Annotated in this window: 16 protein-coding genes; 8 read left to right on the top strand and 8 right to left on the bottom strand. The window is 64.3% G+C overall.

The features are described 5' to 3' along the window. Positions 1-17 precede the first annotated feature (17 nt). Positions 18-1,988, top strand: coding sequence for a serine/threonine-protein kinase (locus FIV42_RS17590; RefSeq protein WP_141198954.1), 1,971 nt, complete (start codon positions 18-20; stop codon positions 1,986-1,988). 7 nt (positions 1,989-1,995) lie between these two features. Here FIV42_RS17590 and FIV42_RS17585 read toward each other — a convergent pair whose 3' ends face one another. The 8 genes from FIV42_RS17585 to FIV42_RS17550 form a co-directional block, all read right to left on the bottom strand. Continuing rightward, positions 1,996-4,116, bottom strand: coding sequence for a ribonuclease catalytic domain-containing protein (locus FIV42_RS17585; RefSeq protein WP_168210733.1), 2,121 nt, complete (start codon positions 4,114-4,116; stop codon positions 1,996-1,998). A 275-nt stretch (positions 4,117-4,391) separates the two neighbouring features. Then, entirely contained in the window at positions 4,392-5,048 is a 657-nt protein-coding gene (locus tag FIV42_RS17580) for a CoA transferase subunit B (protein WP_141198952.1), read from the bottom strand. A gap of 51 nt (positions 5,049-5,099) precedes the next feature. Continuing rightward, positions 5,100-5,798, bottom strand: coding sequence for a CoA transferase subunit A (locus tag FIV42_RS17575; RefSeq protein ID WP_141198951.1), 699 nt, complete (start codon positions 5,796-5,798; stop codon positions 5,100-5,102). A 405-nt stretch (positions 5,799-6,203) separates the two neighbouring features. After that, positions 6,204-6,986 carry a hypothetical protein gene (locus tag FIV42_RS17570; RefSeq protein WP_141198950.1) on the bottom strand — a complete coding sequence of 261 codons (783 nt, stop codon included), beginning with the start codon at positions 6,984-6,986 and terminating at the stop codon, positions 6,204-6,206. Positions 6,987-7,121: 135 nt separating this feature from the next. Beyond that, positions 7,122-8,303 carry a choice-of-anchor D domain-containing protein gene (locus FIV42_RS17565; protein WP_168210732.1) on the bottom strand — a complete coding sequence of 394 codons (1,182 nt, stop codon included), beginning with the start codon at positions 8,301-8,303 and terminating at the stop codon, positions 7,122-7,124. 24 nt (positions 8,304-8,327) lie between these two features. Continuing rightward, the gene (locus tag FIV42_RS17560) at positions 8,328-9,971 is read right to left on the bottom strand and encodes an RCC1 domain-containing protein (RefSeq protein WP_141198948.1); all 1,644 of its coding nucleotides are present in this window, start codon (positions 9,969-9,971) and stop codon (positions 8,328-8,330) included. 535 nt (positions 9,972-10,506) lie between these two features. Further along, entirely contained in the window at positions 10,507-10,839 is a 333-nt protein-coding gene (locus FIV42_RS17555) for a hypothetical protein (RefSeq protein WP_141198947.1), read from the bottom strand. Further along, positions 10,836-11,522 (bottom strand): polymorphic toxin-type HINT domain-containing protein, encoded by a 687-nt coding sequence (locus FIV42_RS17550; RefSeq protein ID WP_141198946.1) that lies wholly within the window; start codon positions 11,520-11,522, stop codon positions 10,836-10,838. The genes FIV42_RS17555 and FIV42_RS17550 overlap by 4 nt, the downstream gene beginning before the upstream one ends. A gap of 267 nt (positions 11,523-11,789) precedes the next feature. On the opposite strand from FIV42_RS17550, the gene FIV42_RS17545 reads away from it, so the two are divergent. The 7 genes from FIV42_RS17545 to FIV42_RS17515 all read left to right on the top strand — a co-directional run bounded on the left by FIV42_RS17545 (position 11,790) and on the right by FIV42_RS17515 (position 20,500). Further along, a complete protein-coding gene (locus tag FIV42_RS17545; protein WP_141197440.1) occupies positions 11,790-13,976 on the top strand; it encodes a hypothetical protein in 2,187 nt (728 codons plus the stop codon). A gap of 312 nt (positions 13,977-14,288) precedes the next feature. Then, a complete protein-coding gene (locus FIV42_RS17540; RefSeq protein WP_141198945.1) occupies positions 14,289-15,830 on the top strand; it encodes a hypothetical protein in 1,542 nt (513 codons plus the stop codon). A gap of 168 nt (positions 15,831-15,998) precedes the next feature. Continuing rightward, positions 15,999-16,295 (top strand): hypothetical protein, encoded by a 297-nt coding sequence (locus FIV42_RS17535; protein ID WP_141198944.1) that lies wholly within the window; start codon positions 15,999-16,001, stop codon positions 16,293-16,295. Positions 16,296-16,335: 40 nt separating this feature from the next. Next, a complete protein-coding gene (locus tag FIV42_RS17530; RefSeq protein WP_141198943.1) occupies positions 16,336-17,109 on the top strand; it encodes a 2-keto-4-pentenoate hydratase in 774 nt (257 codons plus the stop codon). A 213-nt stretch (positions 17,110-17,322) separates the two neighbouring features. Further along, positions 17,323-18,261, top strand: a complete 939-nt coding sequence (locus tag FIV42_RS17525) for an acetaldehyde dehydrogenase (acetylating) (protein WP_141198942.1) — start codon at positions 17,323-17,325, stop codon at positions 18,259-18,261. Between the two features lie 108 nt (positions 18,262-18,369). Then, a complete protein-coding gene (dmpG, locus tag FIV42_RS17520; RefSeq protein ID WP_141198941.1) occupies positions 18,370-19,389 on the top strand; it encodes a 4-hydroxy-2-oxovalerate aldolase in 1,020 nt (339 codons plus the stop codon). A gap of 328 nt (positions 19,390-19,717) precedes the next feature. Continuing rightward, positions 19,718-20,500, top strand: coding sequence for a 2-keto-4-pentenoate hydratase (locus FIV42_RS17515; RefSeq protein ID WP_141198940.1), 783 nt, complete (start codon positions 19,718-19,720; stop codon positions 20,498-20,500). The last annotated feature ends 992 nt before the right edge of the window (positions 20,501-21,492 follow it).

Below are 21,492 nucleotides of genomic sequence, written 5' to 3'. Positions count from 1 at the left end.
CTTTTCGGGTGGTCGCCATGCTGCTAACGTGGCGGCCAGCCGAATTGCTCTCTCCGACGTATCAGCCCATGCGCGAGTATCGCGACCTCGAGAGTTTCCACAACTATCTCGACACATTAACCCTCGACGCACGCACGTTGCTAAGCGACGGCGGCGAGACGATCGTCTCCGACGGCGACACCGTTCGGGTGGCGAGCCGACAGCGGCTGCACACCCTGCCCGAGATGCGCCTCGACACCGACGAGCCGCTCGCCGCCCCACCCGATCTGCGCATGCTCGGCACCCTCGGTGAGGGCGGCATGGGCGTGGTTCACCTGGCCAACCAGGTGCCGCTCGACCGCGAGGTCGCCGTCAAGACGAGCCGCGCCGGGGCCGACGAGGACGCCGCGCGGCTGCTCCTCCAAGAGGCCTACGTCACCGGCTATCTCGAGCACCCCAATATCCTGCCCATCTACACGGTCGGAAAGAACCGCGACGGCGCGCCGCTCATCGTGATGAAGCGCGTCGAGGGCACCTCGTGGACGAGCATGCTCGCCGAGCTGGACGACGAGCGGCGTCTGGACGCGCTGGGCGAGCATATCGAGATCTTGTTGCAGGTGTGCAGCGCGGTGCGTTTTGCGCATAGCCGCGGGATTCTGCACCGCGACATCAAGCCCGAAAACGTCATGATCGGCCACTTCGACGAGGTCTACCTGCTCGACTGGGGCATCGCGTTGGCCGTCGACGAGGACAAGCAACTGCTGCCCCAACTCGCCGAGGCCTCGGGCGTCGCCGGCACGCCGCAGTACATGGCCCCCGAGATGACCTTCGACTCCCCCGAGGGGCTCGACGAGCGCGCCGACGTCTACCTGCTCGGCGCCACCCTGCACCACGTGTTGACCGGCGAGCCGCGCCACGGAGGCAATCGACTGCTCGAGGTGATGTACAACGCCTACACCTCGCAGCCTTACGAGTATGGGGAGCATATCCCGACCGAGCTCGCCGAGATCGCCAACCGGGCGTGCCGCGCCAAACGCGAGGAGCGCTACGAGTCGGTGGAGGCGTTTCGCGACGCGCTGCACGACTTTTTGAAGCATCGCGACTCCATCGACCTGGCGCAGTCGGCCGACGAGAAGCGCGAGGAGCTCGAGCGGCTCTTGGAGGCCGACGAAGCCGACCTGGCCGCCATCCACGACACCTACGGCGAGTGCCGCTTTGGCTTTTATCAGGCGCTTCGATTGTGGCCGGAGAATGCGCTCGCCTCCGAGGGGCTGCAGCGCTGTTTGGAGGCGATGACGGAGCATTACTTGAGTCAGGCGAACGTGGAGGCTGCGCGCGCCTGCCTCGCCGAGCTGCCCGAGCCGAACCCGCGGCTCGAAGCGCGCGCCGCCGAGCTCGCCGAGCGCAGCGAAGAGGACCGGCGAGATCTCGCGCGCCTCAAGCGCCTCGAGAGCGCCCTCGACTTGCGCACGGCGACGACCTCACGCAGCCGGCTGGCGATTGTGTTCGGAGTGGTCTGGACGGCGACGAGCCTGTATGCGGCGATCCGCATCGACCAGGGCCACTTCAGCTACGCCGAGCAACTCGAGAACCACATGATCTCGGGCTTTCGCAACCTGGTCCTGGTCGTCGTGGGCGTGTCGCTCTTTCGCAAGCGCATCTTCCGCAACGCCGTCAACCGGCGGGTCATCTACTTGCTGGTGGCGCTATTCGGCGCGCTGGCGTTCACCCGCTGGGCGGTGTGGTACGTCGACGGGAACCTGCAAGTCGCGCGCACCTCCGACTATATGATGGCGGCCTTCGCCATCGTCGGGGCGGGGTTGCTCTCGGATATGCGGCTTTGCTGGGTGGCCCTAGGATTCGCCTCGGCCGCGGTGGTGGGCATGCTCGTGCCCGAGCTGCAGGTCTACGCCAGCACCGCGGCCAACGCGATCACCTTCGGCTCGATCGCGTGGCTGTGGAGTCCGTCCCAGATGGACAAGAAGACGGACAAGAGACGAACGGGCTGAGTCACCTTCACGCCCCGCGAAGTTGAAGCACGTCTTTGCGCGGGTCGGCTTTGACGACCATCACCTCGCACTTTGCACCGACGGGCGGACGGTCGCGGAACTTGCAATTCGCCTTGAAGGCGACGTCGTGCACGAACACCGCTGCGGCCGCCTTATCGTGGCCTTTGTGCTCGACGACGGTCGCCTCGAGCGGCTCGCCTTTGAGGGTGGTGCCCAGGTGATACAGCGTCCAGTAGCGCGTCGTCTCGCGCTCGGCCAAGTAGGCGCCGCGCGCGGCGCTCTCGACCGATCCCAACACCTCCATGATATCCGACTCACCGTAGGGGAGCGCTTCTTCGGCCAGGAACGCCTTGATCTGGCGCTGCGCGACGAGGTCGGTGTAGCGGCGAATCGGGCTCGACGCCTGCACGTAGACCGCCAGGCCGAGGCCGAAGTGCGAGGTCGGCTGGGTGGTGACGTCGCCCGGCTTCATCTTGCGCACCAGGGCGAACTCCCGGGCCAGCCCCTCGGGCAGGCTCAGAATATCGTCGGTGTAGAGCTCCTCTTCGGGCGGCGCCTGGCCGCGAAAGATCGTGGGCAGCTCGTGGTCACGGCAGAACTCGCCGAGCACGCGGTTGTTGAGCACCATCACCTCGCTGACGAGCTGACGCGACGGCGAGTTGCTGTCGAGCACGCGCGTCGAGATGGTGGGCTCGCCGCCGGGGGTGTAGTCGACTTTGAGCTTGAGCTCGGGCAGGTCGATGTTGACCGCGCCGTTCGAGACGCGCTCTTCATGCAGCGCGCGGGCGATCTTTTGGAGGGATTGGAGGGAGGACGCCAGATTCTCGGAGGCGCTGGTATCCAGACCGGGAAGGTCTGCCTCCGATGGGTTCGCGAGGATCTGGTCGACGCCGTCGTAGGTCAGCCGGTGGTCGACCTCGACCATGGCCGGCACGATCTCGGTGTCGACCAGTTCCAGGTCGGCGTTGAAGGTCATCAGGCTCGAGACCGCCGGGCGAAGCTCGCCTGCCACCAAGCTCATCTTCTCGTGGCTCAGGCTGTGCGGAAACATCGGGAAGATGCCCGTGGGCAGGTAGATGCTCGTGCCGCGCCCGCGCGCCTCGAGGTCGACGTTGCAGCCGGCCGCCACACGCGCCGACGGGTCGGCGATATGCACGCCGACGCGATAGCCTCCGTCGGGCAGCTTCTCGCACGAGATCGCATCGTCGATGTCCTTGGTCGACGCCGAGTCGATGCTGAACATGAGCACGTCGGTCAGGTCGCGCCGGTAGCCCTCCGGCTCCCAGCTTCGCTCGCAGATCACCTGGGCAGCCTCGACGATCTCGTCGGCGATATCCGGCGAGATATTGTGGCGAAGCAGGTGCAGGTTTTCGTGCTCGTCCCACACGGTCATGTCGACCATCAGGTGGAACGCCTTCGAGCCGTAGCGGCCCTTGAGATGGCGGCCGTACCCGTCCTCGATCTCGTCCAGGAGCTCTTTGGCCTGGTCGGCGCGGTCGTGGTCCTGATCGTAGATGGCGTATTTCTGGATGATGCGAGCGAATTTGCGAAAGTCGGGGTCGGCCATCTTGGCGTCGGCGACCTCGGCGCGCGCGTCATCGTCGGCTTTCAAGATCTCGACGACGCCGTCGACGAAATTCTGGCGCTCGCGCTCTTTTTGGAGCTCGGCCTCGACCTGCTTTTTGAGCTCTTCGACCTGCGACTCCGAGCGCGGCTCGAAGGTCGGCCCCTTCTTCTGCTTGAAGTAGACGATATCGTCGCGCAGCACGCTCAAGACGGCGAGCCTCGCCGCCGGCTCGGTCGTGGCGAAGAAGAGCTCTGCGATCCCCTCGGGGCCCATCGCCTCGCCCATGTCACTGACGAATTGCCACAAGATGGGCAGGTCGAGTTCCTCGGCGAACTCCTCGACCTTCTTCGCAAAGCGACGCGCCCCGCTCTGGGCAACCGAGGTCGACGAGTAGTCGGCCACGCTCACACCGGTCTCGAAGGTGACCTCCTTGCGCGTCGCGCGCATCTCGTCGCCCTCGGAGGTGACCACCTCGAGTTTCTTCTTGCCGATCTCCCCGACGATCACGCCGATGCGGTGGTCGTCGCCGGAGCTGAATTCGATGATTTCGCCTAGGTTCATGAGGTTCAAACTTGCAAAGTGTGGGTTCTCGAGGCCCCCCATCCGCCTCGCGCTAAACTACGCGCTCGGCACCTTCCGCCAGGGGAAGGGCTGACCTAGCGCGCCTGAACCACGTAGCTTCTCGCAACAGCATCCCTTCCCCTGGGGGAAGGTGCCCGTAGCGAAGCGAAGGGCGGATGGGGGGCGCCATCCTAGCTATGATGACAAAATGACGACAAAACAAAGCCCGCGGAACACAACATCCCGCGGGCTTCCGATTCAGTCAACCGACTGAATCAAAGCTTCATTTCAGCAACGTCGCTCGCCACCTCGAACTCCGCCTCGGTCACTTCGCGCACGTCGTCGACGCTGACGCCCGGAGCGGTCTCCAGAAGCGTCAGGTGATCGCCGGTGACGTCGAAGCTGGCCAGGTCGGTGATGATGCGGTCGACCACGCCGGTGCCGGTCAGCGGCAGCGTGCACTCCTTGAGGAGCTTGGGCTTGCCCTTGCGGGTGGTGTGGGTCATCAAGACGACCACGCGCTTGGCGCCGGCGACCAGATCCATCGCGCCGCCCATGCCCTTGACCATCTTGCCCGGGATCATCCAGTTGGCCAGGTCGCCGTTCTGGGCGACCTGCATGGCGCCCAGAAGGGTCAGGTCGATGTGCGCGCCGCGGATCATCGCGAAGCTCTCGGCGCTGTCGAAGAACGCCGAGCCGGGACGCGTGGTCACCGTCTGCTTGCCGGCGTTGATCAGGTCGGGGTCCTCTTCGCCCTCGTAGGGGAAGGGGCCGATGCCCAGAAGGCCGTTCTCGCTGTGCAGCGTCACGTGCATGCCTTCAGGGATATAGTTGGCGGTCAGCGTCGGGATGCCGATGCCGAGGTTGACGTAAAAGCCGTCTTCGAGCTCTTGGGAGGCTCGCTGTGCAATCTGTTCACGTGTCAGAGCCATGGTCTCAATCTCCGATATCGTTGAGTCGATTCGTGCGAAAAGTGTCCGAAATTACCCACGCGGGCGCGTGGTGCGCTGCTCGATCCACTTCTCGTAGTTTTCGCCCTGCAGGATGCGCTGGACGTAGATGCCCGGCAGGTGGATCTCGTCGGGATCCAACTCGCCCGGCTCGACGAGCTCTTCGACCTCGGCGATGGTGATCTTGCCGGCCTTGGCCATCAGCGGGTTGAAGTTGCGGGCGGTGGCGTTGAACACCAGGTTGCCGTGCTTGTCGCCCTTCTGCGCTTTGACGAACGCGAAGTCGGCGTGCAGCGCGGTCTCCATGACGTACATGCGCCCGTCGAACTCACGGGTCTCTTTGCCGTCGGCGACCACGGTGCCGAAGCCGGTCGGAGTGTAGAAGGCCGGGATGCCCGCGCCGCCGGCGCGGATACGCTCGGCCAGCGTGCCCTGCGGGTTGAGCTCGACCTCGAGCTCGTCGGACAGATACTGGCGCTCGAACTCCTTGTTCTCGCCCACGTAGCTCGAGACCATCTTTCGGATCTGCTTGTTATTCAGCAAGATGCCGAGGCCGTAGTCGTCGGTCCCGCAGTTGTTGCTGATGACTTCCAGATCCTTGGTGCCCTTCTCGCGAATGGCGCGAATCAGGTTCTCGGGGTTGCCGCACAGGCCAAACCCGCCGCTCATGACCGTCATGCCGTCTTCGAGATCGAAGATGGCGTCGGCCGCCGATTCAAATACCTTGTCCATCGACCGCTCCTTCTTTGGTTATGGTTCGTTCGACTTTCGTTCTGCTGGTGAGTGGATACTAAATTGATGGGTGGGTTGGCAAGGGGGGAGCAATCGAGCACAAGACGTGCCTCCTCTCCGCCCGTAGCGCAGCGAAGGGAAGGAGAGGATTGAGGAGAGGACTCCCTTTCCATGTAGCGAAGCGAAATGGAGAGGGATTGAGGGAGAGGTAGAAACGGGTTGCCCGGGCTTGGTTTCCTCCTCCTCGATCCTCCTCCACTTCGCTTTGCTCGCGGAGGAGGGGTCCCCTCCTTGGTCCTCCCCACTTTTGAACTGCAAAGCGGGGAGGAACGTAGCTCCTTTGCACGCCTTCCCAAGACTCGTACGCCTTCCCACGACTCGCCTCCCCACGACTCGCACGCATTCTCACCACTGCGCCCCGAGCGACGCCCCAGCAAAGAAGTAATCGTAGAACCCGACCTCCAACTTCGCCACGCCGTACTTGCCGATATTGAAGCGCATGCCACCGGTCAGGTTGATCATCGGAATGACCGCGGGCACGTCGTCTTCGACTTTGCGGCTGTTCTGGTCGATCTGCGAAGGATCGGGCTGGCCGTCGTCCCCGAAACAGGAGTTGGGGGCGTAGCCGTTGGCGCCGCCGAGTTCGCCCTGGCAGGTCGAGCCGTCGACCGGGTCGTAGCGCACGATGTCGCCGAGCACGATGCCCGCGCCCACGCCGCCGCCGACGTAGGGGGCGAACCACTCTTGGACGTCCCAGTACCAGTAGCCGGAGACGACCGCCGACAGGAGTTGCATGTCGACTTCGGTGAAGTCGGCTTCGGCGGGGTTGTCGCCCGATTCCTTCCAGAAGCCGCTGGGCATGCTCAGGTCGGCGTACTCGATGGCGGTGCTCATCTCGAAGGCGTCGACCTTGCGCCAGACGAACTCGAGGCCGTAGGCCATGTTGGCCTGGCCGTCCCAGTGGCTGGCGTGCTCGTCGTACCAGATGTCGAGCATGAAGTCGGGCACCACGATGGCGCGCATGCGCGGGGCGACCAGATACTCGTTCTTGTCGAACTCCTCGTCGAAGCGCACTTCGTCGTCGCGGTCGACGTATTGCGCCGAGGCGTCCGAGGGGGTTGCCACCATCACCGCTGCGAGAACGGCCGTCACGGCCGCAGACATCACCACACGATTCCATGCACGCATACAACGCTCCATTGCGAGGGCGAGCCGCCGGTGGTGTCATTCACCACGGGGCTCGCCGGCTAGATCATTTCATCTTTTCGCAGCGAGTATAGAGAGGCGTGCGGCGAGGAACAAGTTTATGGGTGCCGCGTCGGCTCACTCGTCGATGAACGAGGCGCGCAGATCGACCACCAGGCCGCCCTGCTGCGGGTCGTTCGACTCGACGACGAGCACGCCGATGGCGTCGCGAACGTCGTCGCTCGACGCGGCCACCTGGACCTGCTCGGTGGTGCGCGGCGGGATCGACACGGGCGTGTCGGGCGCCTGGTTGATCGTGAAGGCGCCGCCGCCGTCGGTCGACAGCGCGATCTGGGAGACTTGCAACTGGCGCGTCTCGCTGCAGTTGAGGATGGTCAGGCTCTCGGTGCCGCGCGCGCCGGTGTTCACCTCACCGAAGTCGAGGCTCTTCGAGCTCACCCGGATGCACGGGGTGGGCTCGTTGCCGATGACGCCGATCTCGTAGCTCGACTCGTCGGGGTCGTTGCTGTCGATGGTGATCGTGGCCTCGTCGGTCTCGGCGTCCGACGGATTGTAGGTGACCTCGAAGATGATGTAGTCGTCCTTTTCGATGACCGCCGGGGTCTCGTAGGGCGCCTGCATCGCCAGCGAGAAGGCGCTGTCGCCGGCCATCAAGATCTCGTTGACCGTCAGCGGCGAGATGCCGCGGTTGTGGATGACCACCTCTTCGGTGGCCGGCGAGCCCACCGCCACGGTGCCGAAGCGAAGCGTGCGCAGCACATCGATGTCGGGGTACGAGCTGACCGTTTCGATGGCGACTTCGACCTGCGGGTTGTCCGGGTCGGTGCCGCTGATGCTGAGCACGCCGCGGTCGGTGACGTGGTCGAGGGGTTCGTAGACGACCTCGAGGTCGACGTGGGTGCCCGGCTCGATGGCCAGCGGGTCGTCGCCCACCCAGGTGCTGCCGGGCTTGAGCTCGGCGTCGTTCTCCGGGTCGCCCTCGGTCAGCTCGGCGTTGTTGATATACAGTGTGCTGCCGCCCACGTTGGCCAGGCGCACCGTCTCGGTCGCGGTCTGGCCGATCTCGACGCCTTCGAAAAAGAGCTGGGTGGGGGTGACGCGGAGCGCGGCCGGTTCGGCGGCGTCCTCTTCGACGTCGTCGACGGCGTCGCCCGAGGCGTCGGAGCCGGTGTCGGCCTCGACGGCGGCGTCTTCGGAGCCGCCGACATCTTTTTGGGGAGCCACTTGGGAGTCATCGTCGCTGCATCCGACGACGAGCGCCAGGGCGACGAGCAAAACAACACGGTTGTACTTCAACACTGCGGTACCTCTGATTGCTGCCAATTACTGCACTGAAACGGGAGTCTCGCTGCTGGTCGTCGAGCCGTTGCCGAGCTGGCCGTACTGGTTATCGCCCCAGCATTCGGCGCTGCCGTCGATCTTGACGGCGCACGAGTACTCGTAGCCGGCGCCGATGGACAGCGCGTTGGACAGCGAGTTGACCACGACCGGGGTGTTCACGTCGATGCTCGTGCCGTTGCCGAGCTGGCCCTTGCCGTTGCCGCCCCAGCAGTAGACGTCGCCGACATCGTCGAGCGCGCAGCTATGACGGTAGCCTGCGGCCACGCTCCGCGCGCCGCTCAGACCGCTGACGCGGACGGGGCGGCTGCGGTTCCCGTTGCCGCCGTTGCCGAGCTGGCCCTTGCTGCCGTTGCCCCAGCACCAGACTTCGCCGGCCTGGGTCACCGCGCAGGCGTGGTGCCAGCCCACCGCGATATCGACCACGTCGGTCAGGTTGCTCACTTGCAGCGGGCTCGACGAGCCCGACAAGGTGCCCGCGCCGAGCTGACCGTCGCCGCCTGCGCCCCAGCACCACACGGTGCCGTCGGACTGGCGCGCGCAGCTAAATGCGGCGCCGAGTTCGACCTCGACGGCCGACGAGACCGTCTCGACGCGCACCGGGTTGAGCACGTTATTCGAGTAGACGTTGCCGTCGCCGAGTTGGCCCTGCCCGCTCGATCCCCAGCACCACACGGTGCCGTTGGAGCGCGCCAGGCAGGAGTGGCCGCCGCCCGAGGCGATGTCGACGACGTCCGAGTAGCTCGACGCCGCGCGCACCGGCGCCGAACGGTTGTTGAACGTGCCGTCGCCCAACTGCCCCTTGGTGTTGATGCCCCAGCACCACGCGGTGCGGCTCGACAGCCAGGCGCAGGTGTGGTTGTTCGTCGCCGACACGCCCTGGGCGCTGCCCAGGTTCGAGACGCTGACGGGGTTGAGCGAGTAGTCCGTAGTGCCGTCGCCGAGTTGGCCGTAGGTCGAGCTGCCCACGATGGGCTTGGCGCCCCAGCAGCGCACGCTGCCGTCGGAGCGCGTGGCGCAGGTGTGCGAGTAGCCGCCGGTGATCTCACGGTAGCCGTCGAGCGCGCAGCGGTTGGAGAAGCAGTCTTGGCTCGTGCTCGGGCACAGCCCACAATCGGCGGTCGCGCCCGACCAAGTGACCTCGCCGCACTCCGCGCCGGCCTGCACGCACAGGTCGACGCACTGGCCGGCCGAGCACGCCTCGCCCGTGCCACACCCGCCGCACTGGGCGGTCTTTCCGTCGACGGTCGCCTCGCCGCACTGCACGCCGGCCTCGGTGCAGATGTCGACGCAACTGTCGTTGCGGCACACCTGCGTGGCAGGGCAGCTTCCGCCGCACGGCTCGGTGTTGGTGTCTTCTTCGACGTCGGCCGTGTCGGTCGCGTCCGTCGCGTCGGTGGCATCGGAGGTGTCTTCCTCGACGTCCTCGACGATATCGACCGCGTCCGACGCATCGCTCGCGTCGATCTCCGGCGGGGTGTCCGTCGCGTCCTGCGGATCCGGTGTGTCGGGGGCGACATCACCGGCATCGGCGCCGGGCGCGTCGGGCAAGTCTTCGTCGAGGCGCCCGGAGTCCTCCGTATCGTCGAGATCTCCGGTGGCGCACGAGGCTCCCAAGACGCTCGTCATCGCGACGAACACCAGCAGAACGATCGTCCTGCAACGGAGCGCACTAATTAGATTTTGGGAGTTACGAGACACCACGACTTCACCTGCGTTCGACTATAACGTCACTTGATATGGTCGATTACTAGCCGATTGAGCGCCTCAATTCAATCGCTGAGGTGGGATAGCGGGCATTATAGCAGGTGTCAGACACTGTTTCGGCGGCCTTGCCGGTCAGTCACGTAACCCCCCGGCGCCTTCGCGCCTGCCCCCCCTGCGCGAAGCGCTGGGGGGGCCAATGGTCGATTTGGCGCAGGTGGTCGATGGACGAGGAGTCGAAAACCCACGCGTGTCGTTAGGCCAACCATTCACTCCCCACGGCCGCCTTTCAGGCCGAAGGGGAGTCGGCCGAGCGCCGTTTGCGAGGCCGGAGGGGTTGAGGTGGCGAACCGGCAAGGCGCTGTTCGTCGAGGGGCAATACGGCCACTGAAACCTATGACTGGCGGCGTCATGCTTCCATGATGCGCATTGGCATCACTGTCAGAATGCCTTCTCACGCTCATTCAGCCGGTCGACGTTCCAATAGCTCACGCAAAACCCACACCCGCACCATCTCCACAAACGCAACCGATGCGCGAAGCTCGAGTGGTTCCCGAACATTCGCGAGCAACCGGGACGTCAATTCAGCGCCCGCCTCCAAGGTCCTGATTCGCTCCTCTCGATCTTCCGGCACCTTCCCTTTCTCGAGATAACTGAGCGTACCGAAGGCTACGTCCTCCAGCCAATCCAACGCATGGTAATCCTCCTCATCTAAAACCGACGAGAACGGACGCGCTGCATTGGCGATTGGCCCTACAAGCGCGTTTAAACTGTCAGATACCCGGTCATTCACTGATTATTCCTCCCGTACGAGACGATGCCTCCATTGCGCTTGATGAGAAACTCACCATTGCCCTTGTTGTACCTCACGGCCCCATTCGGCAACTTAGTTCTCTTCGCGCCTCTTTTGTTAAACGCGTTCGCTTGTCGAAGGTATTTTTTGAGATTCCCACCTCCATGCTTGTTTGCGTGATAACGGAGGCTTTCAGCCAGCGTGTCGTGATTTCCTTTGTTCCAATTCTTGGATAGACGCTCGAATTCCTCTTTGGGCATATCGCCAAGTAGGTCACGCAACTCATCGTAGCAGTTATGAACCCACGCCCCGATCTGCCCCACAAAATACGTGCGGAAGTCGTCGACGCCAAAGTTGCAGACCGTCTCGATGCGCCCGGTCAGATAGATGCGCTCGACTTCGAGCACCAAACCGTCGCCGCTGGGGATGCGATCGCCGAGCAAAAGCTCGTCGACGCGCGTAAAGCCTTGGCCCTCGACGAAGAACGGATGGTTGTCGGTCGTCTCAATGACCTCGACGCGACCCTGCTCGTCGACGAGTTCGAGCTCGATGATGGCGCGCTCGGGGTTGGCGTACGGGGCGACGACCTGGCGGCACTCGACCGCGCCTGTCTTCTCGTCGCGCGCCAGCACCCACTCGCCCTCTTCGACCTCGTCGATCGGCTTGTTCGAGCCGTCGCACATCCATACCACGGTGCTGGCTGTGAAGCTGCAGGTGCGCGTGGGGGTGTATGCGGCGAGGGCGTTGGCCTTGCCGCCCCGTCACCTCAACCCCCCGGCGCCTTCGCGCCTGCCCCCCTGCGCGAAGCCCACTCGATCCGAATCAGCGAGGAGGCGTGGGGGGCGACCGATCGGGAGGATCGTCAAGAAAACAAAAAGGATGTAATGATTTTGTTCGACCAAAAACAAACCGGGCACAAAGCCTGGAAATCATTACATCCGGAGACGATCATGCCAGACACTCGCCTCAATGTCAGCCTCCAAAATCACGAGCGTTCCGAGCCGCAGCGAGCAGTGCCCGCTCACTTCAACGAGTATATCGTAGCCTGCGAGCATCTGCGCGGTGAGGGCATTTTCGACGAGATCGAGCAGCAGTTTCGGCTCGACCGAAGCGGCTACCAGTTTATCGACGCGGTGCTGGCGGGGCTGGCCTTTTTTAGCGCCCAGCCCACGTACTCGGGGCTTCGTGGGATGCTCGACGAAGTCAATGGCCGAGGGTGGTCGCAGGCCCTGGCAGCGGCAGGGGGGCGAGACAGGCTTTGCAGCCAGGCATCGATGTCGCGCGTTTTGGGCGACATTCCCGAGGAGATGGCGTGTCGATTCAAAGAGCAGTTGCTCGGAGCATGGACCCCGGCGGCGCCTTTTTCGGCCTACGAGGCTGTGCTGTGGCGCGATTGCACCGGGCAGTCCTGGCACGGCTTCGCCATCGATGGGCGCGTGCAGCCTTTTCGACGCCGGGCGCTGTGCGAGGGCGAGGAGTACCCGCCCGCCCGCCGTCGGGTCGACAGCTTGGGCGCCAAACCGGGCTATTCGGGCCGAAAGCGCGCCGACGTCCAGATGGAGACGTCGATCTTGGAGCATCTGGGAAGCGGGCTTTATCTGGCGATGAATTATGCGGCCGGAAACGGCCAGCTCAGCGATGACTTTGCGCAGGGCCTGGCACTGATAGAGCGATGGGCCAACGCCCGCGGGCTCGAGCCCGGCCGGTGTTTTCTGGCCATCGACGGCCACCAGGGAGGGTTTGCCCAGCTGCGCGCGGCGCTTCGCTCGCCGGTGCACTTTTTGACCCGGCTTCGTTACTACGAGCCGCTCAAAGATCCTGCGGTGCGCGCTCAGCTGGCCCAGCAGACATGGCAGAAGGTCGACGATTCCCGAAGCGGCCCCCAGCGCTGGGCGACCGAAATGGGCGACTACTGGCTTGGTGACGCTCGGGCCAGGCTGGTGGTCAGCTGCTTTGAGCCGACCGACGGCAAGAAGCGCGGCGCCGGATGCTTTGTCGACGGGCTTCAGTACGAGGTCTACGCCTGCGATCTCGACCCGACGGCCTATCCGGCCGCAGAAGTCGTCACCACCTACTACGCCCGGGCCGGCCGCCAGGAAAACGGCTTTGCCCGACTCGATCGGCACATGGATCTGGAGAAGATGTACTCGGATTGCGCGCCCGGCCAGCAGGTCATGATGGCGCTGGGGGTTTGGCTACACAATTTCAGGGCCATTAGGGGCGCCGAGCTCTTCGGCGAGCTCGAGCCTATCGACGTCGAGGCTGCGCCGCGCAAGCTCGAATCGGCCGACACGCTGCCGCTCGCGCCGACCGGTGCCCCCGCACCCCACGCAGCCCCAGCGGCAGGCCGTCCGGAGCCGGCCTCGCTCGCCGTCGGCTTCGAGGCATCGCACGCCTGGTGGCAGGGTGTCACCCGAAAGGTCGAGCAGCGCATCGGTGGGCTCGATGGATTCAGCTATGACGCTCAAACCCGCCAGATCGGCTGTGCGAAAGGCGCCTATCTGGGCCTGTCCGGAATGCGCCAGCGCGGCGGCCGTGTGATCGTCAGATTCCGCATCGGCTCCCCACAAGCCTGCCAGGGCTGCCCCTTCCGCCGCGAATGCACCTCGTCGACGTCGCCGACCTACAGAAAAGAGATCGAGATTCACATGCCGCCGCCAGCCACGCTGGGTGCGCACGACGAGCCAGCTGCGATCCAAGGCCAAGATAAGGCCGCTGACGCGCCGACGCATGGCAGTGATCCCGCTGATAAGGCGTCGCCCTCAACGGCCCTGCTAGGGCTTAGACTGTCGATTCCTGACGACTTGCCCGAACCCGGCGACCTCCACATGCGTCAGCCGGTACTGGTCGCAAGCACCTTTCGCAACGCCTTTCGAAAAGCTGCTCGAAGCCTCAAGGTCGAGGTGACAAAATCTCCACCGGATTCCTCAACTCGCCACGTAGACTATCTGGCGATGACCGCCGCACGTCGCCAGCGACGCCGGAAAACCTGGGACGAGCGGCTACAGTGGAACAGCCTGCCCCAGCAGGCCAACATAACAATCGCCATCAGAGCCCCCTTAACTGCCGCACGTCTTTTACCGGAGGCAAATACCCCCGCATCGGATCCCCCCTTTCAAAACAAGGCGAATAGGTGATCCGAATCGAGTGGGCGAAGCGCTGGGGGGCGAATGGTCGACCTGGCATAGGTGGTCGATGGGCGGCCGGTCGATCTGGCGAAAGTGGTCGACAGGCGAAGCGCCGAGAACCGACCCCTTTCGACAGGCCAACCATTCACTCCCCACGGCCGCCTTTCAGGCCGAAGGGGAGTCGGCCGAGCGCCGTTTGCGAGGCCGGAGGGGTTGAGGTGGCGAACCGGCAAGGCGCTGCTATAGACTTTAACCCCCGCGCTGCATACAATCCGCCCGATTTTGCCCAGAGTTTCGATCCTTACCCACGTCCGTCATTCCATGCTTCACGAACCGGGTTCATCCTATCAACTCCCCGAGCGCGAGCTCGAGCAGGGTCAGACCGTCGTCTCCGAGCGCGGCGACGACGAGTCGCTCTTTGCGTTTTTTCGGCGCCGCATGGGCCAAAAAGCGTGGGTCTTGCCGCTGATCATCTTCGTGGTGTCGGCGGCGGTCTACTCGCTATTTGCGTGGGAGCGCGTCAAAGACACCTCGACCGACCCGCACTTCATCTATTTTGCGAATACGCTCAATACGATGGTCGCCGCCGAGTTGGGCGACGAGGAGGCGGTCAAGAAGCGTGAGGGCAAGTACGCCTTCGAGCTCGACCGGCGCCCGCCGCACCGGAACGACTGGGCGAGTTGGTGGGATCTGAGGACCAAGGACGGGGAGCATTTTCGGGGCATCTGGCTCGACGATCAGGGCCAGGGGCGCTTCAAGACCCTCGACAACCGGGTGGTCTACCTGGAGCGCAACCAGATCGACTACCGGGAGCGAAAACAGCGCTTCTTCGTGTCGTTTCCGCCGATGCCCTCCTTCTTGATGATGCCGTTGGCGGCTATCTGGGGCTACGAGGTCAACGACGTCGTCTGGACGATCTTCTTCGCCGCGCTCAACGCGGTGCTCATGTACTTGCTGCTCAAACGCCTCTCCATCGGCGGGCGCACCGGGCGCGGGCGCGACGACAACCTGTGGCTGACGCTCCTGTTTGCGTTCGGCTCGGCGCACCTGTGGTGCTCGGTGATGGGCCAGGTGTGGTTCACCGCGCTGATCATGGGCGTGACCTTCACCCTGCTGTATATGCTGTGCGCCATCGACGCGCGCCATCCGCTGCTGGCGGGCATCTTCTTGGCGCTCGGCTTCGCCACGCGCGCGCCGCTGGTGTTCACGGCGATCTTCTTCTTCGCCTTCGTCTTCTTCCCCGGCGGCAAGCTGCGCAAGGGGGACTGGGGCGACGCCATCAAAAAGCTCGCCCTCTTCTGCGCGCCTTGTTTGATTGTGGGCCTGAGCCTCTTGTGGATGAACCATATTCGCTTCGAGTCGTTCACCGAGTTCGGCCACCGCTACTTGGCCGCAGGCTCCCTCGAGCGCATCCAGCGCTTCGGCCTGTTCAACGTGCACTTCTTGTCGAAGAACCTGTCCGCGCTGATCACCCTCATCCCGCGCTTCCAGCCCGACGCGCCCTTCGTGGTCATCAGCAAGCACGGCATGAGTCTGTTTTTGACGACGCCGGCCTTCTTCTACCTCTTCCTGCCCGAAGAGCGAAAATCGGACATCGACAAGTTCTGGTGGCGCCTTCTGTGGGTCACTGTCGCCGTGGTCGCCATCCCGCACCTGATGTACCAGAACACCGGCTACGCCCAATTCGGCTACCGATTCGCCCTCGACTACATGCCGTACCTCATCGTTTTGCTCGCCGTCGGACGACGCCCGCTGAGTAAATTGTTCAAGGCATTGGTGCTGGTGGGGATCGCTGTAAATGCTTTTGGTGCGGTGACTTTTAACCGGTTCAGCAAGTTTTACAGTGAGCGGTTTTTTGTGTAGGGGGTCTAGGGGTTTGGGAGTTTGGGGGTTTAGGACGCGGATGACGCGGATTGACGCGGAGCGGGGGCTTGCCCCCAGCGGAGCCCTCGCCGGTGCAGCCCCGGGGCTCGACCCGGGGTTTTGATCCACAACAACCACGTGCACCGCAATACGCACGGAGACACAGCCATGAACAACGCAGTCAAAGAGAAACCGCCCGGATTGTGGTCGTCGAAGCCGACGGCGCTGCTGGCGACGTTGGCGGCCGGGACCGGCGCCATCGCGCTCGGCTCCATCGGCGTGGAGATTTGGACGGATCAGTCGCTGGCGCAGACTGCCAGCCTGGGCGTGGCGTTCGTGAGCGCGCCGCTCGGGTTGGCCACGCTCGTGTTGTCGGCGCTGACGGCGCGCTCGAACATGGTTTGGTCGGCGCCCGGCTTCGTGTTCGCCCTCGCCTATTGGACCATCTTCGCGCTTGCCGCATAACCACATCTTGGCTGCCTAATTCCCCCCGCCGGACAAACCCATGACGACCGATTTTGCCCAGATGCTTCGCACCGCGCAGGCCGAACGCACGCCCTGCGAGCCGCTCACCGCGATCAACAACGAGATCACCGTCGAAGAGGCCTACGCGGTCCAAGACGAGAATATCCGGCGTCGCCTCGAGGGCGGCGCGCGGCTGGTGGGCCGCAAGATCGGGCTGACGAGCCACGCCATCCAGGAGTGGCTGGGCGTCGACGAGCCCGACTTCGGCTGCCTGCTCGACGACATGATCGTCGACGACGGCGCCCGGGTCGACACATCCAAGCTGCTGCAGCCGCGCGCCGAGGCCGAGCTCGCCTTCGTCCTCAAAGAGGATCTGTGCGGGCCGGGCATCACCGCCGCCCAGGTCATCCAGGCGACCGACTTCGTGGTGCCGGCCATCGAGATCATCGACTCGCGCATCACCGACTGGGACATCGAGTACCCCGACACCATCGCCGACAACGCCTCGAGCGCGCTGTTCGTGCTGGGCAATCAGCCGGTCAAACTCGAAGACGCCGGCGACCTGCGCCTGGCGGGCATGAAGCTGCGCAAAAACGGCCGCGTCGTCTCCACCGGCGCCGGCGCCGCCTGCCTGGGCCACCCGCTGCACGCGGTCGCCTGGCTGGCCAACAAGCTCGGCGAGTTCGACACGGCGCTCGAGCCGGGCCAGATCATTTTGTCGGGGGCTTTGGGCCCGGTGACCGACGTCGAGCCGGGCTGCTGGCTCGAGGCTTCGATCGCTCGTGTTGGGTCTGTTCGGGTCTCGTTTCGTTGAGGAGAGCAAGGCGTAGCTTTGCGGCGCCCCCCATCCGCCTCGCGCTAAACCACGCGCTCGGCACCTTCCCCGAGGGGAAGGGATGCTGTTGCGAAAAGCTACGTGATTCAGGTGAGCTAAGGCAGCCCTTCCCCCGGGGGAAGGTGCCCGTAGCGAAGCGAAGGGCGGATGGGGGGCCTCAACAACCAAAATCGCTCAATGAAGAGTTCGAAAATGACCAAAACTCACGTCGCAATCCTAGGCTCGGGCAATATCGGCACCGACCTGATGATCAAGATTCTGGAGCGCTCCGACGCCCTCGAGCTCGACATGCTCGTGGGGATCGACCCGGAGTCGGAGGGGCTCGCCCGGGCGCGCAAGCTCGGGGTGGCGACCACGCACGAGGGGATCGCCGGGTTGATGGAGCACGAGTGCTGGGAGCGGGTCGAGGTCGTCTTCGACGCCACCAGCGCCAAGGCGCACCTGCACCATGCGCCCATCCTGGAGGACGCCGGCAAGATCGCGGTCGACCTGACGCCGGCGGCGGTGGGTCCGTACGTGGTGCCCGTGGCCAACCTCGAGGCGCACCAAGACGCCACCAACGTCAACATGGTGACCTGCGGTGGGCAGGCGACGATCCCGATCATCTGGGCGATCAACCAGGTCAGCCCGGTGCACTACGGCGAGATTGTGGCCTCGATTTCGAGCCGCTCGGCGGGGCCGGGGACGCGGGCGAATATCGACGAGTTCACCCAGACGACCTCGCGGGGCATCGAGGAGGTCGGCGGCGCGGGGCGCGGCAAGGCGATCATCATCCTGAACCCGGCCGATCCACCGCTGATCATGCGCGACACGGTCTACGCCTTTTGTGACGAGGCCGACCGCGACGCCATCCGCGCCTCCATCGAGGAGGTCGTCGCTCGGGTCGCCGAGTACGTGCCCGGCTACCGGCTGGTCAAACCGCCGGTCTTCGAAGACTACCTCGACGAGCCGCTGCGCGTGCCCGGCGAGGGCGAGCTTCACGGCACGAAGGTGACCTGCTTTTTGGAGGTCGAGGGGGCGGGGGATTATCTGCCGAAGTGTGCGGGGAACTTGGATATTATGACGTCGGCGGCGTTGAGGATGGGGGAGTTGCTGGCAACACAGCGAAAAAACAAAAAAGCAAAAGAGTAAAAGGCAAAGGAGCACGAGGTTAGCAACAGCGCCCTTTTGCTCCTTCACTTTTTGCTCTTTTGCTCCGAGCGCAATCTCGTCAAACAGTCAAGAACGGTCAGCGCAACTATGACTCTCAGCAAGCCAAATAAGCTCATTGTAAACGACGTCACCCTCCGCGACGGCATGCACGCGCTGTCGCACCAATATACCGTCGAGCAGATGCGCCAGATCGCGCGCAAGCTCGACGAGGCCAAGGTCGACATCGTCGAGGTCAGCCACGGCGACGGGCTCAACGGCAACTCGTTCAACTACGGGTTCTCGGCGCATACCGAGCGCGAGTACCTCGAGGCCGTGCGCGAAGAGCTCGACCACGCCAAGCTCGCCGCCCTGCTCTTGCCGGGCATCGGCACCGTCGAGGATATCGACATGGCGGTCGACGCGGGTATCGACACGATTCGGATCGCCACCCACTGCACCGAGGCCGACATCTCGCGCCAGCATATCGAGTACTCGCGCGACAAGGGCTTGGACACGGTCGGCTTTTTGATGATGGCCCACATGATCCCCACCGCCGAGCTCGTCGAGCAGGCCAAGCTCATGGAGTCGTACGGCGCGCATTGCGTGTACGTGACCGACTCGGCCGGCGCGCTCTTGATGGACGAGACCCGCGAGCGCGTCGCCGCGCTCAAAGACGCGCTCGACTGCGAGGTGGGCTTCCACAACCACAACAACCTGAGCCTGGGCGTGGCCAACACGGTCATCGCCATCGAAGCCGGCGCCGACCGCGCCGACGCCTCGCTGGCCGGCATGGGCGCAGGCGCGGGCAACTGCCCGCTGGAGGCGCTCGTCGCCGTGCTCGACCGCATGGGCGTCGACCACGGCTGCGACCTGTACCCGCTCATCGACGCCGCCGACAAGCTGGTACGCCCCCTGCAAACCCGCCCCGTCCAGACCGACGGCAACGCCCTGATGCTCGGGTACGCCGGGGTCTACTCGTCCTTTTTGCTGCACACCGAGAAGGCTGAAGAGCTGTACGGGGTCGACTCGCGGGATATTTTGGTGGAGTTGGGCAAGAGGAAGATGATCGGGGGGCAGGAGGATATGATTGTGGATGTGGCGTTGGATCTTGCGGAGGGTGACGAGTAAGCAGTGCCTCTGCTTCTTGCGGGGCCCCTCCGCCTCGCGCGTCGCCGCCTGCGGCGGCTGGCGCTCGGCACCTCCCCCCGGCGAAGGCCGCGGGGAGGAGCCCCTTGCGAAGAGCAACGACTCGGGTTCGCGTGAGTACTCGTCGCGAGATGGCAACCCTCCCGGTTCGCGTGACAATCACTGCTCGATCGCGAAGAGGCTCCTCCCCAGCGCGCTTAAAAGCGCTGGGGGAGGTGCCGAGCGCAAGCCGCAGGCGACGCGCGAGGCGGAGGGGCCGCCACAACAACCCAAACCGAACAAACAAAAACAAACGAAGGAAGAAGCTGATATGAAAAAAGACCAAATCAACTACTTCGCCGACATCGTCGACAGCGCCGCTGTCGCCGTCACCCCCATCACGATGCTCACCGCCGAGGCGCCCGAGATGACCCTCGAGGAGGCCTACGACATCCAGCGCGCCTCCATCGCGCGGCGTCTGGAGCGCGGCGAGCAGCTCGTGGGCATGAAGATGGGCCTGACGAGCAAGGCGAAGATGGAGCAGGTGGGGGTGCATAACCCCATCTATGGCCACCTGACCGACACGATGGTCGAGGGGAGCGGCGCCGAGCTCGACCGCGACCTGTTCATCCACCCGCGCGTCGAGCCCGAGGTCGCCTTCATCCTGGGCAAAGATCTCGAGGGCCCGACCACCCCGGCCGAGGCGCTCGACGCCGTCGAGAGCGTGTGCGCGGCGCTCGAGGTCATCGACAGCCGCTTTCGCGACTTCAAGTTCACCATCATCGACGTGGTCGCCGACAACGCCTCGTCGTCGAAGATCGTGCTGGGCACCGAGCGCGTGGCGCCCGACGCCCTCGACGAGCTGGGCAACCTGGGCATGGTGATGAGCCACAACGGCGAGGTCGTCAAAACGGGCAGCAGCGCGGCGATCTACGAGCACCCGGCCAACTCGCTGGCCGAGCTCGCCAACATGCTCGCCGAGCGCGGCGAGTCGTTGAAAGCGGGCCAGATCGTCATGGCCGGCGGCGCCACCGCCGCCATCCACGTCGACTCGGGCGACCACGTCCAGGTCGACGTCGATGAGCTGGGCAGCGTCGAGTTGTCTATTGGGTGAGTTGGAACGCCCTGCAGGATAGAAGCGCCGGCTATTGAAGGAGTTAGGATTGAAGGGCGGACGGGCTGCCGCGTTTGCGCGTGGCGGTCGTCTTGCCGATTAGCCACGTGGCTATGGCCCGAGAGCGTCGCCACGCGCAAACGCCGCAAATCGTCCGCCCTTCAATGATAATCTCACCTCAATAGCAGCCGTGAGACCCTGCAGGGCGTCCGCCACGACGAGCCTCGACCCTCGTCGTGGCGTCCGATGGACCAAAAAGGGAGCCTCCACCCTCAAAAAAACGTCCAACGGACCAAAACCTCGGCCTGAGGTGCGTTCGAAACGTCCGATGGACCAAAATCGTGGGCCCTAAATCCGACTTTCGACGTCCACGGGACCAAAAATTCCGTGCGAAAGCAGACGCCCGACGTTCGATGGACGAAAATGCCGAGGGTTCGAAGACGCGCGTGACGTCCGATGGACCAAAAACCGAGGGGCGAGGCTCGGCCGAGACGTCCAGTGGACGAAATTTCGAGGGTCGAATCGAACGGTGATCCGTTCATCGGACGTTTCGAACGCACCTCAGGGCCGTTTGTCGAGTCCGCCGAACCTCGCTCGCGGCGCTGCGTTCTATTTTTTGTGGGCCATGCGGGCGTCACTCGGCATCTCACCTCCAGCTCTTACGAGGGCACCAAACAAAACCTCTCGCTCCGAGGGACGAGTCGGCTCGGGTGAGTTGGAACGCCCTGCAGGATAGCAGCGCCGGCTATTGAAGGAGTTAATATTGAAGGGCGGACGAACTGCCGCGTTTGCGCGTGGCGGTCGTCTTGCCGATCTCGGAAAATCTTACCTACCTGAAGGCTGCGCGGGCAAAAACTGCCTCGCTACGCGCCCTTCTCCTCCGTCAAAAACCGCCCACTTCTGTGGTCCGGTGAGACTTTTGTCAGCGCGCCGACCGTCGCGGCCGGCGCAAGATCTATCTGCAGCGCTCGGGGAACGCATATTTTTCGCAA

This window comes from Persicimonas caeni (assembly GCF_006517175.1).
GTDB classification, from domain to species: Bacteria; Myxococcota_A; Bradymonadia; order Bradymonadales; family Bradymonadaceae; genus Persicimonas; species Persicimonas caeni.
The sequence above is the reverse complement of the archived record's forward strand: the minus strand, read 5'-3'. Positions and strand labels throughout refer to the sequence as shown.